At 63.4% G+C, this 20,439-nt stretch carries 18 protein-coding genes; 15 read left to right on the forward strand and 3 right to left on the reverse strand.

The window, feature by feature from the left end:
- Positions 1-2: 2 nt before the first annotated feature.
- Genes gspG through gspD form a run of 9 tightly spaced genes read left to right on the forward strand, consistent with a single transcriptional unit; the run spans position 3 to position 7,060 of the window.
- A complete protein-coding gene (gspG, locus tag QRN36_RS09440; protein ID WP_285423827.1) occupies positions 3-428 on the forward strand; it encodes a type II secretion system major pseudopilin GspG in 426 nt (141 codons plus the stop codon).
- A gap of 1 nt (position 429) precedes the next feature.
- Positions 430-867, forward strand: a complete 438-nt coding sequence (locus QRN36_RS09445; RefSeq protein WP_285423828.1) for a GspH/FimT family pseudopilin — start codon at positions 430-432, stop codon at positions 865-867.
- Entirely contained in the window at positions 864-1,232 is a 369-nt protein-coding gene (locus tag QRN36_RS09450; protein ID WP_285423829.1) for a type II secretion system protein, read from the forward strand. Before QRN36_RS09445 ends, QRN36_RS09450 begins: the two co-directional genes overlap by 4 nt.
- Positions 1,229-1,840, forward strand: coding sequence for a prepilin-type N-terminal cleavage/methylation domain-containing protein (locus QRN36_RS09455; RefSeq protein WP_285423830.1), 612 nt, complete (start codon positions 1,229-1,231; stop codon positions 1,838-1,840). The genes QRN36_RS09450 and QRN36_RS09455 overlap by 4 nt, the downstream gene beginning before the upstream one ends.
- Positions 1,837-2,559 (forward strand): general secretion pathway protein GspK, encoded by a 723-nt coding sequence (locus tag QRN36_RS09460; protein ID WP_285423831.1) that lies wholly within the window; start codon positions 1,837-1,839, stop codon positions 2,557-2,559. Before QRN36_RS09455 ends, QRN36_RS09460 begins: the two co-directional genes overlap by 4 nt.
- Complete coding sequence (locus QRN36_RS09465) at positions 2,556-3,587, forward strand: type II secretion system protein GspL (protein ID WP_285423832.1); 1,032 nt, start codon at positions 2,556-2,558, stop codon at positions 3,585-3,587. The genes QRN36_RS09460 and QRN36_RS09465 overlap by 4 nt, the downstream gene beginning before the upstream one ends.
- Complete coding sequence (gspM, locus tag QRN36_RS09470; RefSeq protein WP_285423833.1) at positions 3,577-4,242, forward strand: type II secretion system protein GspM; 666 nt, start codon at positions 3,577-3,579, stop codon at positions 4,240-4,242. Before QRN36_RS09465 ends, gspM begins: the two co-directional genes overlap by 11 nt.
- Positions 4,239-4,754, forward strand: a complete 516-nt coding sequence (locus QRN36_RS09475; RefSeq protein WP_285423834.1) for a general secretion pathway protein GspN — start codon at positions 4,239-4,241, stop codon at positions 4,752-4,754. The genes gspM and QRN36_RS09475 overlap by 4 nt, the downstream gene beginning before the upstream one ends.
- Positions 4,751-7,060 carry a type II secretion system secretin GspD gene (gspD, locus tag QRN36_RS09480; RefSeq protein WP_285423835.1) on the forward strand — a complete coding sequence of 770 codons (2,310 nt, stop codon included), beginning with the start codon at positions 4,751-4,753 and terminating at the stop codon, positions 7,058-7,060. Before QRN36_RS09475 ends, gspD begins: the two co-directional genes overlap by 4 nt.
- Positions 7,061-7,125: 65 nt before the next feature.
- On the opposite strand, the gene QRN36_RS09485 is transcribed toward gspD, so the two are convergent.
- A complete protein-coding gene (locus tag QRN36_RS09485; protein ID WP_285423836.1) occupies positions 7,126-8,892 on the reverse strand; it encodes a S8/S53 family peptidase in 1,767 nt (588 codons plus the stop codon).
- A gap of 177 nt (positions 8,893-9,069) precedes the next feature.
- A complete protein-coding gene (locus QRN36_RS09490) occupies positions 9,070-10,014 on the reverse strand; it encodes a LysR family transcriptional regulator (RefSeq protein WP_285423837.1) in 945 nt (314 codons plus the stop codon).
- A gap of 111 nt (positions 10,015-10,125) precedes the next feature.
- Here QRN36_RS09490 and QRN36_RS09495 point away from each other — a divergent pair, with 111 nt between their 5' ends.
- On the forward strand, positions 10,126-10,875 hold the full coding sequence (locus tag QRN36_RS09495) for an SDR family oxidoreductase (RefSeq protein ID WP_285423838.1): 750 nt from the start codon (positions 10,126-10,128) through the stop codon (positions 10,873-10,875).
- Positions 10,876-10,910: 35 nt separating this feature from the next.
- Positions 10,911-11,999 carry an alkene reductase gene (locus QRN36_RS09500; RefSeq protein WP_285423839.1) on the forward strand — a complete coding sequence of 363 codons (1,089 nt, stop codon included), beginning with the start codon at positions 10,911-10,913 and terminating at the stop codon, positions 11,997-11,999.
- A 205-nt stretch (positions 12,000-12,204) separates the two neighbouring features.
- On the opposite strand, the gene QRN36_RS09505 is transcribed toward QRN36_RS09500, so the two are convergent.
- Positions 12,205-13,194 carry an oxidoreductase gene (locus QRN36_RS09505; protein WP_285423840.1) on the reverse strand — a complete coding sequence of 330 codons (990 nt, stop codon included), beginning with the start codon at positions 13,192-13,194 and terminating at the stop codon, positions 12,205-12,207.
- A gap of 83 nt (positions 13,195-13,277) precedes the next feature.
- Here QRN36_RS09505 and QRN36_RS09510 point away from each other — a divergent pair, with 83 nt between their 5' ends.
- From QRN36_RS09510 to bcsB, 4 genes are all read left to right on the forward strand, one after another.
- Entirely contained in the window at positions 13,278-14,198 is a 921-nt protein-coding gene (locus QRN36_RS09510) for an AraC family transcriptional regulator (RefSeq protein ID WP_285423841.1), read from the forward strand.
- Positions 14,199-14,971: 773 nt separating this feature from the next.
- The gene (bcsQ, locus tag QRN36_RS09515) at positions 14,972-15,922 is read left to right on the forward strand and encodes a cellulose biosynthesis protein BcsQ (protein WP_285423842.1); all 951 of its coding nucleotides are present in this window, start codon (positions 14,972-14,974) and stop codon (positions 15,920-15,922) included.
- Positions 15,919-18,144, forward strand: coding sequence for a UDP-forming cellulose synthase catalytic subunit (gene bcsA / locus QRN36_RS09520; protein ID WP_285423843.1), 2,226 nt, complete (start codon positions 15,919-15,921; stop codon positions 18,142-18,144). The genes bcsQ and bcsA overlap by 4 nt, the downstream gene beginning before the upstream one ends.
- Positions 18,141-20,420, forward strand: a complete 2,280-nt coding sequence (gene bcsB / locus QRN36_RS09525) for a cellulose biosynthesis cyclic di-GMP-binding regulatory protein BcsB (RefSeq protein WP_285423844.1) — start codon at positions 18,141-18,143, stop codon at positions 20,418-20,420. Before bcsA ends, bcsB begins: the two co-directional genes overlap by 4 nt.
- Positions 20,421-20,439: the final 19 nt, after the last annotated feature.

Below are 20,439 nucleotides of genomic sequence, written 5' to 3' on the forward strand. Positions count from 1 at the left end.
ACATGACTCGATTCAAATCTGCCCCTGGCCGTCGCCAAGGCGGCTTCACCCTGCTGGAAATGCTGGCGGTGATCGTCTTGCTCGGCATCGTGGCAACCATCGTCGTGCGGCAGGTCGGCGGCAACGTCGACAAGGGCAAGTACGGCGCCGGCAAGGCACAACTGGCCAGCCTGAGCATGAAAATCGAAAGCTACGGGCTGGATGTCGGCTCACCGCCGGCCAACCTCCAGGCGCTGGTCACCAAACCCGCGAATGCGACCGGTTGGGCAGGCCCTTACGCCAAGCAGTCGGACCTAAAGGATCCGTTCGGTCATCCCTTCGGTTATCGCTTCCCGGGCGAGCACGGCAGCTTCGACCTGATCTTCTTCGGCCAGGACGGCCAGCCAGGCGGCGACGGCTATAAAGCCGACCTCGGTAACTGGGAATAACATGCGCGCCCTGCCCCGCACCCGCGGCTTCACGTTGTTCGAATTGCTGGTGGTGATCGTGCTGATCGGCATCAGCATCGCACTGGTGGGCTTCGGCGTGGGCAAAGGTCTGCACAGCGCCGGCGAACGGCGTGCCTTGAGCGAGGTGGTCCAGGCGCTGCGCGCGGCCAGGGTGCAGGCGATTGTCACGGGGCAACCGGCGCAGACCCGTTTCGACCTAAAGAACGGCCGGTTTCAGGCACCGCTGCAAGCGGTCCGCCACCTGCCCGATGACATGCACGTGCAGTTGCAGACCGCCGACGGACTGGGCGCGGCGTTCGAGTTCTATCCGGACGGCGGCTCCAGTGGCGGCCACTTGCTGCTGAGCCGGGGCGACAAGCACTGGCGGGTCGACATTAACTGGCTGACCGGCAACGTTCAGTTGCGCACGCTCAATTGAGCCGCGAGCACGGATTCACCCTGCTGGAAATGCTCGCTGCCCTCGCCGTGCTGGCGGTGTGCAGCAGCGTACTGGTGGTGGCTTTCGGGCAGAGCGCGCGCGCCCTGCAACAGGCGCAACGCAGTGACCTGCTGAGCCTGACCGCACGCTCGCTGATGGACGAGGCCATCGCCGGCCGCCTGCAACCGGGTGTCAGCGAGGGGCAATGGTCTGGCGTGAAATGGACATTGAACGTCAGCGCGCTGCCGGTCGCTGATGCGCCGGTGAAGACCTGGCGGCTGGACCTGGAAGTCCGCGACGGCAGCCGGCACGCGCACTACAGCACGTTGCAGGTCCGCAGCGCGGGCTCCGGAGCCCGCCCATGAACCGCCGCACGCGAGGCTTCACCTTGCTTGAGGTGTTGGTGGTGCTGAGCCTGCTCGGCGTCTTGCTGACCCTGATAGCAGGCGCGATCACCGGCGCCAATCGGGCGATGGGCAAAGCCGAACGTTACAGCACGCGCCTGGACGAAGTGCGGTCGACGCAGAATTTCCTGCGTCATGTCATCGGTCAGGCCTTGCCGCTGGCGTCAGGCGAACCGGGGGTCGCGCAGCCTGCGGTGTTCATCGGCGAGCCGCGCAGCATGCGTTTCTACGCGCCGTTGATGACCACGCTGGGCGGCGGTTTGTATCGGTACAGCGTGACGCTGGCGGCAGGACAGCGCTTGCAAGTGAGCCTGGAGCGTCTGCAGGACCAGCGCTTGCTGCCCGCGCAAGAACCGCAGGTGCTGATGCACCAGGTGCACGCCGTGCAGTTCAGCTACCGGGGCGTATCCCCTGAGGGCGGCGCAACCGACTGGCTGGATCACTGGCCCTGGCCCGGACGGCTGCCGATAAGCGTGCGCATCGGTGCCCAACTGGCCGGGCCGGTGCCCTGGCCGCTGCAGAGCATCGACCTGCGCCTGGACCTGTCGTCAGAGGCGCGGGCGTTATGAAGACGCAACGCGGCGTAGCGCTGCTGCTCGTGCTCTGGGTGCTGGCACTGCTCGGCACCCTGCTCGCAGGCCTGTTGGGTTGGGTGCATCTGCAGAACCGGCAGGCGCTCTGGCAGCGCCAGCACACCCAGGCGCTGCTGGCTGCCGAAGCGGGCGTGGCGATGGCGGTCACGGCGCAACTGGAGCGCGACCCGCAACGTCGCTGGCTCGCCGACGGTCAGCCGCACGCACTGCGATTCGACGAGGCCTCGCTGGCGGTGAGCCTGACCAGCGAAGCCGGGAAGCTGGACGTCAATGCCGCGCCGGTCGATGCGTTCGCCCGGTTGGTGCAGGCGTGCGGTGGGTCGGCCGAGCAGTCCGCGCAGCTCTCGCAGGCATTGAATCAGCGCCGTGGTGGTGATCGTGCACCGTTGCGCACACTGGAGGAAGTCCGCGAACTGCCGGCCATGGACCAACAGGTCTACCTGTGCACCAGCGCCCACCTGACGTTGTGGAGCGGCCTGCCTGCGCCGGATGCGCGGCTGGCCTCGCCCTGGTTGCGCCGCGCGCTGAACCTGCCTCAAGGCGGCGCGATCGCCAACGACGCGGGCCCTGTCATCACCGTACAAAGCCGGGCGACCTTGCCCGGCGGCTTTGGCACGACGCTGAGCGTCACGCTGTTATTGAATCCATCGAAGGAGGGTGTGAGGCCTTATCGGGTCCTGCGCTGGCAAGAATGAAACCACTATCTTTCAAACGGCTCGCGCTATTCCAGTCCCGGCTGGACAGCCACTGGCGCGGCAGCCGGGCACAGCAGTTGTGGCACGCCTGGCTGAGCGAATTGCAAGCGATGCTGCCCGCCGCTGCCCGTGCGCGACTGTTGCCCCCGGTACGTGAGCGGCTGATCGACTGGCCGCTGGCGGGTCAGGTTCATGCAGGCGACGATGAGCGCCTGATTCTGGTGTTGCCGGCCAGCATGACGCTGGTCCAGACGCTGTCGCTGCCGACCGCCGCCCTGCGCGACCTGCACAATGTCATCGGCTTCGAGCTGGACAAGTACACGCCCTACCCCCGTGATCAGTTGCATTACGTCGCGCGGGTGACCGGCAAGCAAGGCGCGCTGATGCACGTGCTGCTGGTGGCCATCCTGCGCGAACGGCTGCAACCGGCACTCGATGCGTGCACGGCACAGGGCCTGGCGCTGCAGTGCGTGGATGGCCGCGACGCTTGCGGCGAGCGTCTGGGCGTCGACTTGCTGCCGGCCGGGCAGAAACCGCCGCGCCTGGGCCGCGCACGATTGCCGGGTTATCTGGCCTTGCTTTGTGGCGCGTTGCTGATCGGCTGCATGGTGCTCTGGCTGGATGCCCGCACGGCCGTGGTCGAAGCGATGCAGCGGACTGTCGACGAGCAACGCCAGCAGGTGCAACAGGTGCAGCATCTTCGGCGTGAACTGATCAACACTCAGGGCGCCGCGCGTTATCTGGCGCGGCAAAAAGCGGCACAGCCAACGCTGTCCAGTGTGCTGGTGGACCTCACCGGATGCCTGGGCGCCGACACCTGGGTCGAACAGATGGAAATTACCGAGGGCGGTGCCGTTTCCCTTTCCGGGCAGAGCGCCAGAGCGAGCGCGCTGATCACCCGCATGAAGGACTGCAAGACCTTAAGTGACGCGCAGTTCCAGGGCACCATCCAGCCCGACGCCCAGACCGGCAAAGAGCGCTTTTCCCTGCGTGCGCAGCTGCGCAAGGAGGCCGCCGATGCGCCGTGAACTGAGTCCGCGGGAACGCCGTGGCGCGGCACTGATCGTTCTGGCGTTGCTGCTGTGGGCGGCGTGGTGGCTGCTGGTCCAAAGCTGGTTCCTCGATCCGCTGAATGCCCTCGACGAGCAGGCCGATGCCCTCCGCACGCAGCAACAGCGGTACGCCGGCGTCCTGCAACAGCGCGACAGCCTGGAGCAGCAATTGAACGCCGCCCGCCGCGACCCGGCCAGCCGCACCAGCCTGCTGCCCGGTGAAGACCCGAGTGCGGTGGCTGCCGACCTGATGCAACGCAGCCTCGATCTGGTCAGAGGCCACGCCGATCAGGGGCCGGGCTGTCAGGTGACGCAACGCATGCCGATCACCCCCGAGCAAGACAGCACCGAGCCCTATCGTCAGGTCAAGGTCAGCCTGACGCTGGATTGCGCCATGGAACCGCTGGCCAGTCTGCTGCACGACTTCGAATACGGGCAGCCGTTTCTGTTCATCGACAACCTCAGCCTGCGCCGGGCGACGAATGCGCCCGCCACCGGCGGTGCCGGGCGTTTGCAGGTGCATCTGCTGCTGCGCGGCTATCTGCAACAGGCGCCGGCACCGTCGCAGGCCAGATCTGCATCACCTGCACCTGCACCTGCACCTGCACCTGAGGGAGAGCCTGAAGCATGAGGTTCGACCGACTTTCACTCGTCCTGGGCGCAGGTGCCGCTTTGCTGAGTGCGCTGGCGATCAGTCTGGCAATGGGCGCCGGCCAGAGCGTGAACTGGCTGCCCGCAGGCGAAGCCCGTGCCGTCGCATCCGCCGCCCGAGCGCCGACGATCGCGCCCATGCCGACTCAGACCCTGGCGCTGACGTGGCAGCAGTCGATGTTCAGTCCTGACCGCAAGCCGGATCAGGTGACTGGCAAAAATCAGGCGTCCTCACTCGACGGCGTCGCCCTCAGCGGCGTGGTGATCGACGGACAGGCCCAATGGGTCCTGTTGCGCATGTCGGACAAACGCAACCTGAAACTGGCCGTCGGCAGCACGCTGGATAACGGCTGGACCCTGACCGGCGCCACCGCGCAAAACGCCACGTTTACCCATCAGGGACAGACCCGCGAATTGCGCCTGCCCCTGCTTCGTCTTCCAGCGCCTTCGAAAGCGCCTCTCATTACCCTTCCAGACGTACCCAGACCATGAACAATCGCTACCTTGAGTTTCCCCGTTTGCGCAGCCCTCTGTTGTGCCTGGCCACCGCTGTCGCGCTGGCCGGTTGCGCCACCACGCCGGAGCACTTCGACAACGACCCGGCGCTGATGCAGGAAGCACTCGATGGCACCGGCTCGCAGCGTCCGCCGCTGGCCGAACCTGAACCGATGCCGAGCCAGAGCAACGCGACCGCCAGAACGGTGCCGCGCCAGCAGATCATCCGGGGCAGCCAGACCTTCGTGCACAGTCCGGCCCCTGCGGCGGGCTCCCGCGGCCCCTCGCAGGCAGACGGCGATATCGTCTTCAACTTCACCAATCAGCCCATCGAAGCGGTCATCAACAGCGTGATGGGCGACCTGCTGCACGAAAACTACAGCATCGCCCAGGGCGTTAAAGGTGACGTCAGCTTCTCCACCTCCCGACCTGTGAACAAGCAGCAGGCGCTGTCGATTCTGGAAACCCTGTTGTCCTGGACCGACAACGCGATGATTCGCCAGGGCGAGCGCTATGTGATCCTGCCCGCCAATCAGGCGGTGGCCGGCAAGCTGGTGCCCGAGATGCCCGTGGCGCGGCCTTCCAGCGGATTGTCGGCGCGGCTGTTCCCCCTGCATTACATCTCGGCCACCGAAATGCAGAAGCTGCTCAAGCCCTTCGCGCGGGATAACGCCTTCCTGCTGGTCGACCCCGGCCGCAATGTGCTGAGCCTGGCCGGTACGCCGGATGAGCTGGCGAACTATCAGGACACCATCGACACCTTCGACGTCGACTGGCTCAAGGGCATGTCGATCGCCGTGTATGGCCTGCAGCGGGCCACCGTCGGCGAACTGATGCCGGAACTGAAGAAAATGTTCGGTCCGGACAGCGGGATGCCGATGGCAGGCATGGTGCGTTTTCTGCCCATCGACCGCACCAACTCGGTGGTGGCGATTTCCGCGCAGCCGCGCTATCTGAGCGAGGTCGGCGACTGGATTCACACCATTGACGAAGGCGGCGGCAACGAGCCGCAGATGTACGTCTATGACGTGCGCAACATGAAGGCTGCCGATCTGGCCCGATACCTGCGCCAGATCTACGGCAACGGACAGATCAAGGATGACAGTGCCGCCCGGGTGGCACCCGGCCTGCGCACCCGCTCATTGTCCTCGCTCAATGGCAGCAGTGGCGCGATGGGGCTCAGCGGCACGGGCCAGGGCATGGGTTCAGGGATGGGTTCAGGCGTCTCGTCCGGGATGGGACTGAACGGCAGCAACGGCAATCAGCAAGGTACGTTGCAGCAGAGCGACGAGGCGATGGAAAGCGAGGATGGAGGTGCCGATGATGATGCCGGCGGGGTCGAAGGCACTGACAGCGAAACCGCCGACACGCAGTCCGGCGCCAGCAAGCGGTTGGACGACAGCACGCGCATTACCGCGCAGAAAAGCAGCAACCAGTTGCTGATCCGCACCCGTCCGGCGCAGTGGGCGGAGATCGAATCGGCCATCAAACGGCTGGACAATGCCCCCATGCAGGTGCAGATCGAAACGCGCATTCTGGAGGTCAATCTCAGCGGCGAACTGGACCTGGGCGTGCAATGGTATCTGGGCAAACTGGCCGGTAACTCGTCCAGCACCACCGTCGCCAACGCCTCCGGCAGTCAGGGTGCGCTGGGTGGCGGCGGCGCCGGCCTGGGCGCCACCGACGCGTTGTTTTACTCGTTCGTCAGCAACAATCTTCAGGTGGCGCTGCACGCGCTGGAAACCAATGGCCGCACGCAAGTGCTGTCGGCCCCGTCGCTGGTGGTGATGAACAACCAGCAGGCGCAGATTCAGGTGGGCGACAACATTCCCATCAGTCAGACCACGGTCAACACGAACGTCTCAAACACCACGCTGAGCAGCGTCGAATACGTGCAGACCGGGGTCATTCTGGATGTCGTGCCGCGCGTCAATCCAGGCGGACTCGTCTACATGGACATTCAGCAGCAAGTCAGCGACGCCGACAACACGGCCGCCTCGGACAGCAATGGCAACCCGCGCATTTCCACCCGTTCGGTGTCGACGCAGGTTGCCGTGCAGAGCGGTCAGACCGTACTGCTCGGCGGCCTGATCAAGCAGGACAACAGCGACACCGCTTCTTCGGTGCCGTATCTGGGGCGTGTGCCGGGTTTGCGCTGGTTGTTCGGCAGCACCAGCAAAAGCAAGAAACGCACTGAGCTGATCGTGTTGATCACCCCGCGCGTCGTGACCAGCAACAGTCAGGCGCGTCAGGTGACCGATGACTATCGTCAGCAGCTGCAACTGATCAAACCGACGCTCTAGGTTCAAACAAAGGCTGGCTGCCGCTCGCAAGGGGCGGCAGGCGCATCCCTGGGTGAGCCTATTGTTCAGCGCACGCGGCCGCGGCTTTCCACTGCCAGGTCCAGCGCTTTCTGCATGTCCAGGCGCGCGGATCGGCCCACGTCTTTGTCGTCGAGCCGGAAGCCGCGTTCGGAGGGCAGGATCGGTGCCGTCAGGTCTTCGGCGTCCATGGGCTCGAAGTCATAATTGTCGCCAATGGCCATCGCACTGCGCCGCAGCAGCATGCGTAGCTGCTCGGGCGTGAGCTGCGGATTGATCGACAGCATGGCCGCCAGCAGGCCGGTGACCATCGGCGTGGCGTACGACGTTCCGCAGTGCACCGCGCCTGTCTCGCCGGACTTGACGGTGGAGGCATGAACGCATGCGGCCGCGGTGATATCGACGCGCATATCGATGTTGGAGGAACTGCGCTTCACCGCATATGTGGGCGCGTCCACGGGCACGTCGGCTTGCCCGCTGCGCTGGTGGCCACCGACCACCAACAGCTGATCGGTCACGAAAGACGATGGCAGACGGTATTCATCCGTGCCGGAAAAAGACGACCCGTTGCCGGCGGAGTTAACCACGATCACATCCGGATGCGCTTTGCGCAGCCACAGGAAAAACTCTTCGAGCAGCTCTTCGTAGCCGCCCATCGCGATGCCCGAGCGCAGCAAGGAATCCACGTCATCGCCGTCGACATTTTTCGCCCCGATCCGGTGAATGCCCCAGCTCCAGTTGAGCACCCGCACGCCGTCCTCCACCAGATTCACCGAGGCGGCGATATTGGCCGTTATGCCCGCATCGGAGTTGCGCTCCACGATGACGTCGAAACCGCCGCCGGCCTTGTCCAGCCCACGCAGAAATCCGGTGTTGCCGCCATCGTCCCAGTGAGCCGCGAGAATACCGGCGACGGTGGTGCCATGAGCGTCCGGCTTCTGCGAATCTCGGGCATACACGCAGGTGCGCGGCGGCGCACAGTCACCCATGTACTCGGCGAAGTCGGCGGTGTCGAAATCAACGTCGCGCTCGATCAGTCCCACCCGGATCGGCTGCGGCTGAATCGGCGCCTGCCGGGCCGGAATACGTCGCCGGTAATAATTCACCGCGTCGAGAAAGCGGTTGGCCGCCCATTCATCGGAGTCCACCGACGGCCTGGCCGGGTCTGGAGCAGGACTGACGCCCTCTTCGGTTTTCTCCGCAGCCGACTCCTCGATGACCACCGCATCGACACTGGTTTCGCTGCCCAGACGCAGCACCAGCGCGTCGCGCTGCACCAGATCCCTGGCGGGCAGACGCAACTGATACAGGTTCAACGGCGCGATGCTGCCGACCACTTTTGCGCCGTATTTCTTCGCCAGCCTTTCAGCCTCGGGACGTCCGTCATGATCTTCCTCGATCACCACACTGACCAGATCGACGTAGGTGGTCAGGCCGTCCATGTTCTTCGCGACTTCGTCAGGGCCAGCGGCAACCACGTGACTGTTGCGCAGCGTCAGCCAGGTCGCGTTGCTCGACCGTGGCCCGTCCTTGAGATAGAGCGGCCCGCTCTGGCGTCCATGGCTGTCGACCTGCACGCGCAACCGGTCGCCGTCGCGCTCGACAGCGGTGGCCGACAGCGGCTGACTATCGAGGTAAAGGGTCGGGGTTTGCGCGGTCATTCCCTGAACGTTCAGGCACCACTGTTGATGCTGACTGTCCAGCAGATCACCGCACCGTTTCAGGCTCTCGATACGCAGCGGCTCTTGCGCCTGGGCCGCAGAACTGATGACCAGGGCCCACAGGCCGGCATAAACGGCAGAACGAAAAACCATGGGCCAGAACTCTCGATGACGATTGTGCTGTTACGACTGGCACCTTGCATGCTTCGTTCAAACGGGGCGTTCGCGGCATGTTCTGAACGCCGCGCAGGGGGCGGATCCTTGGCCCAGGTTGGAGCCATCCGTTATTCAAGTCGCGCTCAAGCCGTGCGACTCCAGCGATCGCTCAGCTCAGTCAGCCCCTGGCATGTTTGCGGCCACCGCCTGATCCCAAGGTGCCGGCGACGGGAAGACCTCGGCGAGAAAAGCCAGGAACGCCTTCACGTTCGGGCTGCCCCTGCGGCTTTCCGGCCACAGCGCAGTGATCGGAAACCGCTCCATGATCAATTGCGGCAGCACCGGCACCAGTTCGCCGCGCAGGACATAAGGCGCGGCCACGTAATTCGGGGTGATGCCGATGCCGCCGTCCGCCGCCATCGTCGCTGCGACCGCATCGCTCAAGTCAATGGTAATGCCCGCCTCGGGGATGACCTCCTGCGAACGCTCTCCTTCGTTGTACGTCCAGCGCAGCGCCTGCCCGGAACTCTGATAACGGAAATTCACGCAGTCGTGTTCGCTGAGTTCCGACGGGTGACGCGGCGTGCCTTTGCGTTCGAGGTAACGCGGCGAGGCGAATGCGCCGGTGCGGTGCGGACCCAGATGACGGCTGATCAGCCGTGAGTCCGACAATTGCCCGACCCTGATGAGGACGTCGATGCCCTGTTCGATGATGTCCGAATACTGATCGCCAAGGCGCAGGTCGAGGGTGACGTTGGGGTAACGCTCGCGGAATCGCGGCAGCGCTGGCGCAAGGATGTTCAGGCCGATGGGCAAAGGAGCGGTGATTTTCAGCGTGCCGGAGGGCTCTGCCCGCGAGGCCACGGCGGCCTGATCGATCCCCTCGACCTCATGCAGGATGCGCATCGCCCGCTCGAACAGATCACGCCCCTCCGGCGTCAGCGTCAATGACCGCGTCGTGCGGGTGAAGAGCTTGAGACCAAAGTGCTCCTCCAGCCGCTGAACACTTTTGCTGATGGCCGACGGAGACACGGACAACGCCCGCGCAGCTGCGGTGTAGCTGCCCAGGGACGCTGCGCGCGCGAACGCGATCAGGCCGGTTAAACGCTCTAAACCCATTTGTTCCTTCATGGCACTAGTAAAGCGACTTGCGGCCCAATTATCAATCTGTACGTCACGCTTTAATCTCACCTCCATCGCACGCCACTTCGGCGTTCCAAGGAGATCGACATGACCCACACTTCCGCTGCCCCGCTGCTTCCCTCGAATCTGCAAGACCAGACCGTCGTGATTTTTGGCGGGACATCCGGCATCGGCCTCGCCGCTGCCATTCAGGCAAAAGCCGCTGGCGCGGCGGTGATCGTCATCGGCTCGAACGCCGAACGTGCCAGACAAGCCGCTGAAGCACATGGCCTGGCAGGCTGGCGCGCAGCTGACGTCACTCGCAGTGAAGCCATTTACGCGGCGGTCTCGGACATCGCCCACGTCGATCATCTGGTGCTGCTGGCGGGCAGCTTCGTCGCAGGCCGCGTGCTGGATGCCGACATCGATCACCTGCGCCGCGCATTCGAAGAGCGCATCTGGGCGTCCATCCACGCGATCCGGGCGTTGGGCGACAAGCTGTCGAAAAGCGGCTCGATCACCTTCATTTCCGGCAACCTCGCCGACCGTCCGAACGCCTATGGCACCGCGGTGCTGGCCGCAGCCTCGGCCGCCATGGAGGCCATGGCCCGCGGCATGGCGCTGGAGCTTGCGCCAGTGCGCGTCAACACGCTCTCTCCCGGTCCGATCAACACACCGATTCTGGGCAAGGCGCTGGGCGAAGGGCGTGATGCGTTCGTGGCGTCGCTGGAACAGACACTGCCTCTGCACCGCTTAGGTTCGGCTGAGGAAGCCGGCAACGCCGTGGTGTTTCTGATGGCCAACACCTTCATGAACGGCGCGGTGCTCAACATCGACGGCGGCGCCCGCCTGGTTTGAAACGCCCCATGCAAATGACTCAGGAGATTCTGCCAATGACTTCGCTGTTCCAATCCCTGCAGATGGGCGCCCTCTCGTTGCCCAATCGCATTCTCATGGCCCCGATGACCCGAGGCCGTGGCACCCGTGAGCACGTGCCCACCGAGATGATGATCGACTACTACGCACAACGCGCCAGCGCCGGACTGATCATCTCCGAGGCGATCGGCATCAGTCAGCAAGGGCTGGGTTGGGCGTACGCCACCGGCATCTGGTCCGGCGAGCAGATTGCCGGCTGGAAACGCGTCACCGATGCGGTGCATGCCAGAGGCGGACGAATCGTCGCGCAACTCTGGCACATGGGCCGGGTCGTGCACCCCAGTTTCCTGCAAGGCGGGCAGCCGGTATCGGCATCCGTCACCACCGCGCCTGGCCTCGCACACACTTATGCCGGCAAGCAACCCTACAGCGCGGCAAGGGCGCTGGGCACCGATGAAATCCCTGCCTTGCTCGAGCAGTTTCGCCAGGCAACCCGCAATGCCATCGAAGCCGGCTTCGACGGGGTGCAGGTTCATGCCGCCAACGGCTATCTGATCGACCAGTTTCTGCGTGACAGCGGGAATTTCCGCACCGATGGCTATGGGGGATCGATCGACAACCGGATTCGGCTCTTGAAGGAAGTCACCGAGGCGGTGGCCGAGGTCATCGGCGCGGACCGGACTTCCGTTCGCCTGTCGCCGGGCAGTCATGATCAGGGCGTGCGCGACAGTGACCCGGAACCGTTGTTCGTTCGCGCCGCCCAGGTGCTGTCCGATATCGGGATCGCTCATCTGGAGCTGCGCGAACCGCCCATGGATGGCACATTCGGCGCGTCGGAACGGCCACCAATGGCGCCGGCCATTCGCCGGGCTTTCAAGGGCGTGTTGATCCTCAACTCCGATTACGACGTTGCCCGGGCGCAGGCGGCGGTTGAATCCGGGCTGGCGGACGCTATCGCCTTCGGTCGTCCGTTCATCGCCAACCCGGACTTGCCAGCGCGCTTGAGAGACCAGTTACCACTCTCGCAAGACGACCCGAGCACCTGGTTCACCCAAGGCGCCGAGGGCTATTCCAGCTATCCGGATTACGGCTCTACCGAGGCCTGATCTTGGATGTGGCGACAATGGCATCGATGCCCCTTAATGCCAGCGTCACCCCCTGATAGCCCGTCGACAAGGCGCCTGCCTCCCCTACAACGTGGAGGCAGGCGCCTTCGGCGGCTGTCGATCGGGTGCACTGAGCCGGTAGACAGCGAGGCATAGCGCATTTTGTCGCCCCTGTGCCTCAGCGCGGACGGCCATCAACGGCCGTTCACCTTTCCATCTCACGGGACTTGGCCAGACTCAGCCCCGTCCATTGCTGCGACAGCTGCCACAGGCGTTCGGCCGCGTCGGGGTCGGACGCCCATTGCGCCACGCCTTTGCGGCCGATATCCGACTGATTGACCGGCGCGATGTTGCAATCCTCGCAGTACACGCCGCCCTTGCCCTCCAGCGCGGGGCTGGTGGCACACCAAAGCCCGGTCGCTGCGCCTTGTTCCAGGGTTTTCAGGCCAGCCTGCGGATCGACCTTGTGCTGGCCGTTCTCGTCGAACACGTCGAACGCTTCGATCTCGCTGCTGCTCAAGTGCCGCGCCAGGTCAGTCAGGATTTGCCCCGGGTGCAACGAGAACGCACGGACGCCCTGCTCACGACCGCGCGTGTCCAGTGCCATGGCGAACAGCGCGTTGGCGGTCTTGGACTGACCATAAGCGACCCATTTGTCGTACGGCCGGCGCTGGAAGTCAGTGTCGTCGAAGTCCATACCTGCGATCTGATGCCCGCGGGACGACACGGCCACCACCCTCGCGGACCCCGCTGCGACCAATGCCGGCCATAGCCCGCACGTCAGGCGGTAATGCCCCAGATGATTGATTGAAAACTGGCTCTCATGCCCCTCGGCGTCACGGGCAAGCGGCGACGCCATGACACCGGCGCAGTTGATCAGCAATGAAACAGGCTGACCTCGGCCGACAACCCGGGCGCAAAACGCACTCACCGAGTCCGCACTGATCAGGTCCATCGGCTCGACCAATACGCCGTCGATGCCAGCCAGTGCGGCGCCCGCCCGCTTTGGGTCTCTGGCCGGCACGATGACCCGGGCGCCAGCCGCGGCCAAGTGTCGAGCGGTGATCAGGCCCAGGCCGGAATAGCCGCCGGTGACGATTGCCAGTTTCCCGCGCAAGTCGACACCGGCCATGACTTCGGCAGCGGTGCTGGCGGCGTCGAAGGAGGATTCAAGGGGGGATTGAAGGGTGATCATGAAGTCTCTCCGCGTCTTTCTGAAGCGTCGATTCTTGGCTACTATCGCTGGACGAAACAGCTCAAATAGTCCGGTTTTCTATCGTGATCATCCAGAATCCACTGTCCGACCCGCTCTCTGACGTGCTCGCCCTCTCAGGTCTGCGCGCTGCCTGTTCGGTCCGGCTGCAAGCGGGCGGCGACTGGGCGTTACGCTTTCAGCCCATCGAATTGAAATTCAATGTCGTGCGCCGCGGTGAATGTTGGCTGCGCGTTCCTGACCAGCCTGCGCGTCGCCTGCGCGCCGGGGACTGTTTTGTGGTGTCGCGCACGCCGTTTGTCTTGTCGAGCGCGGCTGACATGCAGCCCATCAACGCCTCCGAGGTGTTCGCGGAGTCCGGTTCGTCTGCCGTCTACGGCGTGGGCAATGACGTCGAACTCTTGGGCGGCAGCGTGTCGCTGGTCAGCCCTGGTGCGGCTGATCTGCTGGAGTGGCTGCCGCCGGTGATCATCATCGAGGCCCGCGCGAGCGGTGCCACCTCCTTTGCCTGGTTGCTGGACGAACTGGACCGGGAATGGCAATCCGCGCAAGCCGGCGCCTATGCCATGTGCAACGACTTGCTCAGGCTGATTTTCGTCCATGCGCTGCGCCACCACATTGTCACGGCTGACCTGGCCGAGCTGACCTGGCTGGGTGGCCTGCGGGAACCGGCCATTGCCAACGTGATGCGGGCGGTGCACGGCGCACCGGCGCATTCTTGGAAACTGGCGGAAATGGCGGCGATCGCCTGCATGTCGCGTTCGGGCTTTGCGGCGTTGTTCAAAACCCGCGTCGGCCAGACACCGGTGGAATATGCCACCCGATGGCGCATGCAGGTGGCGGCTTCGCGGCTGTGCAACGGCGTGGACACCGTCTCAACAGTGGCCGACTCGCTGGGCTACCTGTCCGATGCCGCGTTCGGCGTTGCCTTCAAGCGCGTTCATGGGCAATCGCCCGGACAATACCGCCGACGCCATTGCGCTTGAACCCCAGCTGAGACAACGCATTACGCGCATTTATAAAAAACTTGAACGCACAACGAAACTTATTGAAGTTACTTGATGTCGTGGCACAGCTCTATTCGACAGCGCCCCGTCACGTCTTATAAAACGGCAAGTTGAATACGCCCCTGTGACGGCATTTATTAGTTGTGACTGAACGTGCTTCGTCGTGAGCGATTTCGTCGGGATCGATGAACGTTTGACCCGTGAACACTCAATTGAGTGGATCTGTTTCAGCGACTTTACAAGCGGCGACACGTCGCCAATTCGCCCTCCTTGACCGACTCCCACCCTGCGCACCCCACAGACTTGCACGCCTTACGCGCCAAAATGCAGGCAAATCAACTGCTCGAATGGCGCAGGCGCGACGCGTTTCTATCGCACGCCGTTTTAGCGCCAAATTCTTGGCTTAAAGTTTCGAGATTTTGAAAAAATCAATTAGACAGCAATACGGGGCAACATCATATTGATATCACGCACGAAGTTGCGTAATGTTTCATGGAGTGCGCAGTTGGGCTAGCAATTCCCTTCATTGTTGTACGAACCCATTTCCGGGAAGGGATACCTATATGCACCGTTCTGACGATATTGCGAATTTGTTCAGCAGATTCGGGAGTAGCGCTGAGTTTTATCGCGAGATCGAACCCCGCTACGAGTACACCGAAGAAATGGCCACGCCCTTTTCTGCGGCGTTGAAAAGCGTTCCTGGCGAGGAACCTACCTCTGAAAATGCTGGGGATATACCCCGCATCGATGAAATGCCTGCGACTGTCGGGGCGGACGAAGTGCGCGTGGACGAGCCATTGCTGGCTGCGTTGCCTGCGGCGGCCGGTTCCACAGCGCTCAGCCGCCTGTTGAACGAAATCGAGCAGCACCGCGACGGCTCGCCCGTCGCTGAACGCTCGGCGCAATCGTCCAGACCACACCTTGAAGCCAGCGTCATCGCGGTGGTGTCGAACAAAGGCGGCGCGGGCCGAAGTACGCTGGCCGGCGCGCTGGCCAGTGCGATCAAACGCCCCGGCGGTCGCACCTTCGCCATCGACTTCGACCCGCAGAATTCGTTGTGCCTGCACCTTGGCGGCAATGAACAATGGCCAGGCATCGCTCAGGCCAGCCAGCGCAACGCCGACTGGCGCGACATTGCTCGCAAGGGTTATGCCGGCAGCCAGTGCCTGGCCTACGGTGTGACCACCGACCAGGAACGCGTGGATTTCGAACAACTGCTCGCAAACGATCACCTGTGGCTGGCCCGCTGCCTGGAAGCCATGAATCTGGGTGAGCAGGACACCGTTGTGATCGACACGCCGCCCGGCGCCACGGTGTACCTGAATCAGGTGCTGGAGGTTGCCAGCCTGGTGGTGGTCGTGACCCTCGCCGACGCGGCGTCCTACACCAGTTACAACCAGATGGACAGGCTGCTCGCGCCTTACCTGCAACGGGAAAATGCCGCGCAGTGCAAAGTCGTCATCAACCAGTTGGACACGTCCCGCCAGTTCAGCCTCGACATGTGCGATCTGCTGAAGAAAAGAATAGGCAATCAGCTGCTGGGCGTGATCCGTCAGGATCACTTCATCAGTGAATCATTGGCGTACGACCGCAATCCGCTGGCGCACACCCCAAGCACCCGAGGCTGCCAGGACACCCTCGACATCGCAGGTTCGCTTTGCGAACTTCTCATGGAAGGCACGCAAGAGCCCTATTTGTCATGACCCAAGTTACAAATCCCACGCCCCACTCCCCGGGGCGCCCGGAACTGCGCGCCAATGGTTTGTTCAACCGCGTCAGCCAGTGGCCTCGCGCGGTACGCCGTACGCTGATTCTGGTCGGTTCGATCATCGCGGCGCTGCTGCTGATCAGCATCATCAGCGCGCCGCTTGACCTCTATACCCAGTGCCTGTTCGCGGCGCTGTGTTTCTGTTCCGCGCTGTTCATCAAACGCCTTCCCGGTCGCCTGCCGATCCTGGCGTTGATCGTGATGTCGCTGGTCGCCTCGTTGCGCTACATGTACTGGCGCCTGACCGACACGCTGGGTTTCGAAGGCTGGCTGGACATCATGTTCGGCTATGGCCTGGTGCTCGCCGAAATCTACGCCCTGGTGGTGTTGATCTTCGGCTATGTCCAGACCGCCTGGCCGCTGCGGCGTCAACCGGTGCTGCTGACCGGCGACCCCAGCGACTGGCCGACGGTGGATGTGTTCATTCCGACCTATAACGAAGCGCTGAGCATCGTGAAACTGAGCATTTTCGCGGCTCAGGCGATGGACTGGCCCAAAGAAAAGCTGCGCATCCACGTTCTCGATGATGGCCGTCGCGACGAGTTTCGCCGTTTCTGTCAGGCCATCGGTGTCAACTACATCGTGCGTGACAACAATCATCACGCCAAAGCGGGCAACCTCAACGCGGCGCTGAAAGTCACCGATGGCGAATACATCGCCATGTTCGACGCCGACCATGTGCCGACCCGCTCTTTCCTGCAGATCGGCATGGGCTGGTTCCTCAAGGATCCGAAGCTGGCGATGCTGCAGACGCCGCACTTCTTCTTTTCCCCTGACCCGTTCGAGAAGAACCTCAACACGTTCCGTGCCGTACCGAACGAAGGTGAGTTGTTCTACGGGCTGGTTCAGGACGGCAACGACCTGTGGAACGCGACGTTCTTCTGTGGCTCGTGCGCGATTCTGCGCCGCAAGCCGCTGGAAGAAGTCGGCGGTGTCGCCGTAGAAACCGTGACCGAGGACGCCCATACGGCGCTCAAGCTCAACCGCGCCGGCTACAACACCGCCTATCTCGCAATTCCCCAGGCAGCCGGTCTTGCGACTGAAAGCCTGTCACGCCACATCAGCCAGCGGATTCGCTGGGCTCGCGGAATGGCGCAGATTTTCCGCCTCGACAACCCGCTGTTCGGCAAAGGCCTGAACCTGGGTCAACGCGTCTGCTACGCCAATGCCATGTTGCACTTCTTCTATGGCTTGCCGCGCCTGACCTTCCTTACCGCGCCACTGGCCTACCTGATCTTCGGCGCCGAGATTTTCCACGCCTCGGCGCTGATGATCACCGCGTACGTGCTGCCGCACCTGTTTCACTCCAACCTGACCAACTCCTGCATTCAGGGGCGTTTCCGGCATTCGTTCTGGAACGAGGTCTACGAGACGGTGCTGGCCTGGTACATCATGCCACCGGTGCTGATGGCGCTGGTCAACCCCAAGTTCGGCGGCTTCAACGTCACCGACAAGGGCGGCATTATCGACAAGGACTTCTTCGACTGGAAGCTCGCACGTCCTTATATCGTGCTGCTGCTGATGAACCTGACCGGCCTGGGCTTCGGCATCCATCAACTGATCTGGGGCGCGCCGGACACTGCCGTCACCGTGCTCATCAACACCGCCTGGACGCTCTACAACCTGATCATCACCAGCGCTGCGGTGGCGGTCGCGAGTGAGACGCGCCAGGTGCGTGCCGAACCGCGTGTGCGCGCCGAGTTGCCGGTCAAGGTCGAGCTGGAAGACGGCACCGAAGTCTACGGCACCACTCAGGACTTTTCGCAGCGTGGCCTGGGCCTGCGCTTGCCGCCAGGCACGACGGTCAAGCCGGGCGAACGGATGCGCGTTTCGCTGTTCCGCAACGCCAGGACCAGCCAGTTCGACACCACCGTGGTGTTCAGCAAAGGCCAGGACCTGGGCGCCTTGTTCGACCCGCTGACCCTGCGTCAGCAGAGTGAACTGGTACGCATGACCTTCTCGCGCGCCGACACCTGGGCGACCAGTTGGGGCAGCGGCAAGCTCGACACCCCGCTCTCGGCCCTGCGCGAGGTCAGCACCATCGGCCTGATCGGCATGGGCGCGCTGGTCAAGGCGACCGCCCTGCAGGCGCGTCACAGCCTCACCGGGACACCGGCTCAAACGAAATCGCTCGAATCTTCTATGGACAAGTCATGATCAGCAAATTTTCCGTGCGCAGTGAAACCCGCCGCCCTCATCACCCGCTCACGCTGCTGGCGTCGTCTGTCCTGTGCCTGTCGGGCCTGAGCCAGACTGCGCACGCCGAGACCGCAACCAACGCACCCGCACCAGCCAGCAGCTACAGCCAGAACATGACGCTCAAGCAGCTGGGCCGACTGGACACCATGAACCTGCAGGGCGTGGAAGCGGCCGACGGTGTCAACTTCGACATCCGCGCCGACGAAGTGGTGAACGGCGCCCAACTGGTGTTGCGCTACAGCTATTCGCCGGCGCTGCTGGCAGACCTCTCGCAGATCAACGTGCTGGTCAACGACGAGGTGGCCGCCAGCCTGTCGTTGCCCAAAGAGCGTGCCGGCACACCGCAGGAGCAGGTGGTCGATATCCCGCCGCGCCTGATCACTGAATTCAACCGTCTGCGCCTGCAGTTCATCGGTCACTACTCGATGCAGTGCGAAGACCCGCAGCACAGCAGCCTGTGGGCCAAGATCAACAACAGCTCGGAGCTAAAACTCAACGTTTCGCCGATCCAGCTCAAGGATGATCTGGCGATTCTGCCGCTGCCGTTCTTCGATCGCCGCGATGCCCGTCAGGTCAACCTGCCGATCGTCTTCGCTTCGACGCCGGACAACGCCACCCTCGAAGCCGCTGGCGCCCTGTCGTCGTGGATCGGCGCCCTCGCCGCTTACCGTGGTGCCAGTTTCACCAGCAATGTCGGGCAGATTCCGGACAAGGGCAACGCCATCGTCCTGATCGAGAGCAAAGACGCCATCCAGCTCGGCGGCTTGCAGCTGCCTGCGGTGAAAGGCGCCACGGTCACGTTGATGAGCAATCCCAACGACGCACACGGCAAGCTGCTGATCGTCGCCGGTCGCGATGCCACCGAGCTGAAACTTGCGGCCTCGGCCGTCGCCGTGGGCAGCAAATCGCTGGTCGGCAACAGCGTCACGATCGACCGCCTCGACCCGCTCGCGCCGCGCAAACCTTACGACGCACCGAACTGGCTGCCGTCGGACCGCCCCGTCAAGCTTGGCGAATTGCTCGACACCAAACTGCTCAGTGTTTCCGGCTACAACCCAGGCAACATCACCATTCCGGTACGTCTGCCGCCAGACCTGTTCAACTGGCGCGAAGCGGGCGTTCCGCTGAGCCTGAAATACCGCTACACGCCGCAACAGGAGTCGACCAACTCTTCGTTGCTGGTCAGCCTGAACAACAACTTCATGAAGTCCATGCCGTTGCCGTCGGTGACCAATCTCAAAGGTGGCGACAACCTGCTGGAGCTGCTGAAAAAGGACACCAGCCTGCCGCGCGAAGCCAGCGTGCTGTTGCCGTTGGGCCTTGCGCCTGCGCAGTCGCAGTTGCAGTTCCGCTTCATGTTCGACTACATCAAGCAGGGCGAATGCCGCGACATCATCGTCGACAACATGCGCGGTCTGATCGACCCGGATTCCAGCCTCGACCTGAGCGGCTACAACCACTACATCGCCCTGCCGAACCTGGGCGTGTTCAACGACAGCGGCTTCCCGTTCACGCGCATGGCCGACCTTTCGCAGAGCGCCGTGGTGATGCCGGACAGAAGCGGCCCTGCCGAATGGGGTGCTTACCTGACCGTGCTCGGGCGCTTCGGTGAGTCCACCGGTTATCCGGCCACCGCAGTGAAAGTGGTGCAGGCCAATGACGTGCAGTCGGTGAGCGACAAGGACCTGCTGGTCCTCGCGTCGGGCGACAACCAGCCGTTGCTGACGCAGTGGGCAGCGCACCTGCCGGCGAGCTTCACCGGCGAAACCCACCGTTTCTCCCTGTCCGACCTGACCCTGCGCGTACGCGACTGGATCAGCCCGGACCCGCAGGCCAACCTGCGCAAACCCCGCCTGAACGTGACCTACACCGGCCCCGCCAGCAGCACGTACCTGGCCGGCTTCCAGTCACCGCTCAAACCCGAGCGCAGCGTGGTGGTGATCGTCAGCGGCAAGCCGGAAGGCCTGGTCGATGCCACGGACGCGCTGATCGGTGGCGATCAGTACAAGGAAACCATCCAGGGCAGCCTGGCGGTGGTGAACGGCAAGCAGATCACCTCGCTGGTGGCTGACGATCAGTATTACGTCGGCGATCTGAACCTGTTCAAGCGCGTGCAATGGACCCTGTCGCAAAACCTGATCTGGATGTTGCTGGTCACGGTCTGCGGCCTGTTCATGGTCAGCGGCCTGCTTTATCTGTTCCTGCGCTCGCGTGCCAAGAAGCGCCTGTCATGACTGTGAATGCAACCTTCAA

Origin of the sequence: Pseudomonas sp. efr-133-TYG-103a (assembly GCF_030209235.1) — a bacterium.
Classification (GTDB): domain Bacteria; phylum Pseudomonadota; class Gammaproteobacteria; order Pseudomonadales; family Pseudomonadaceae; genus Aquipseudomonas.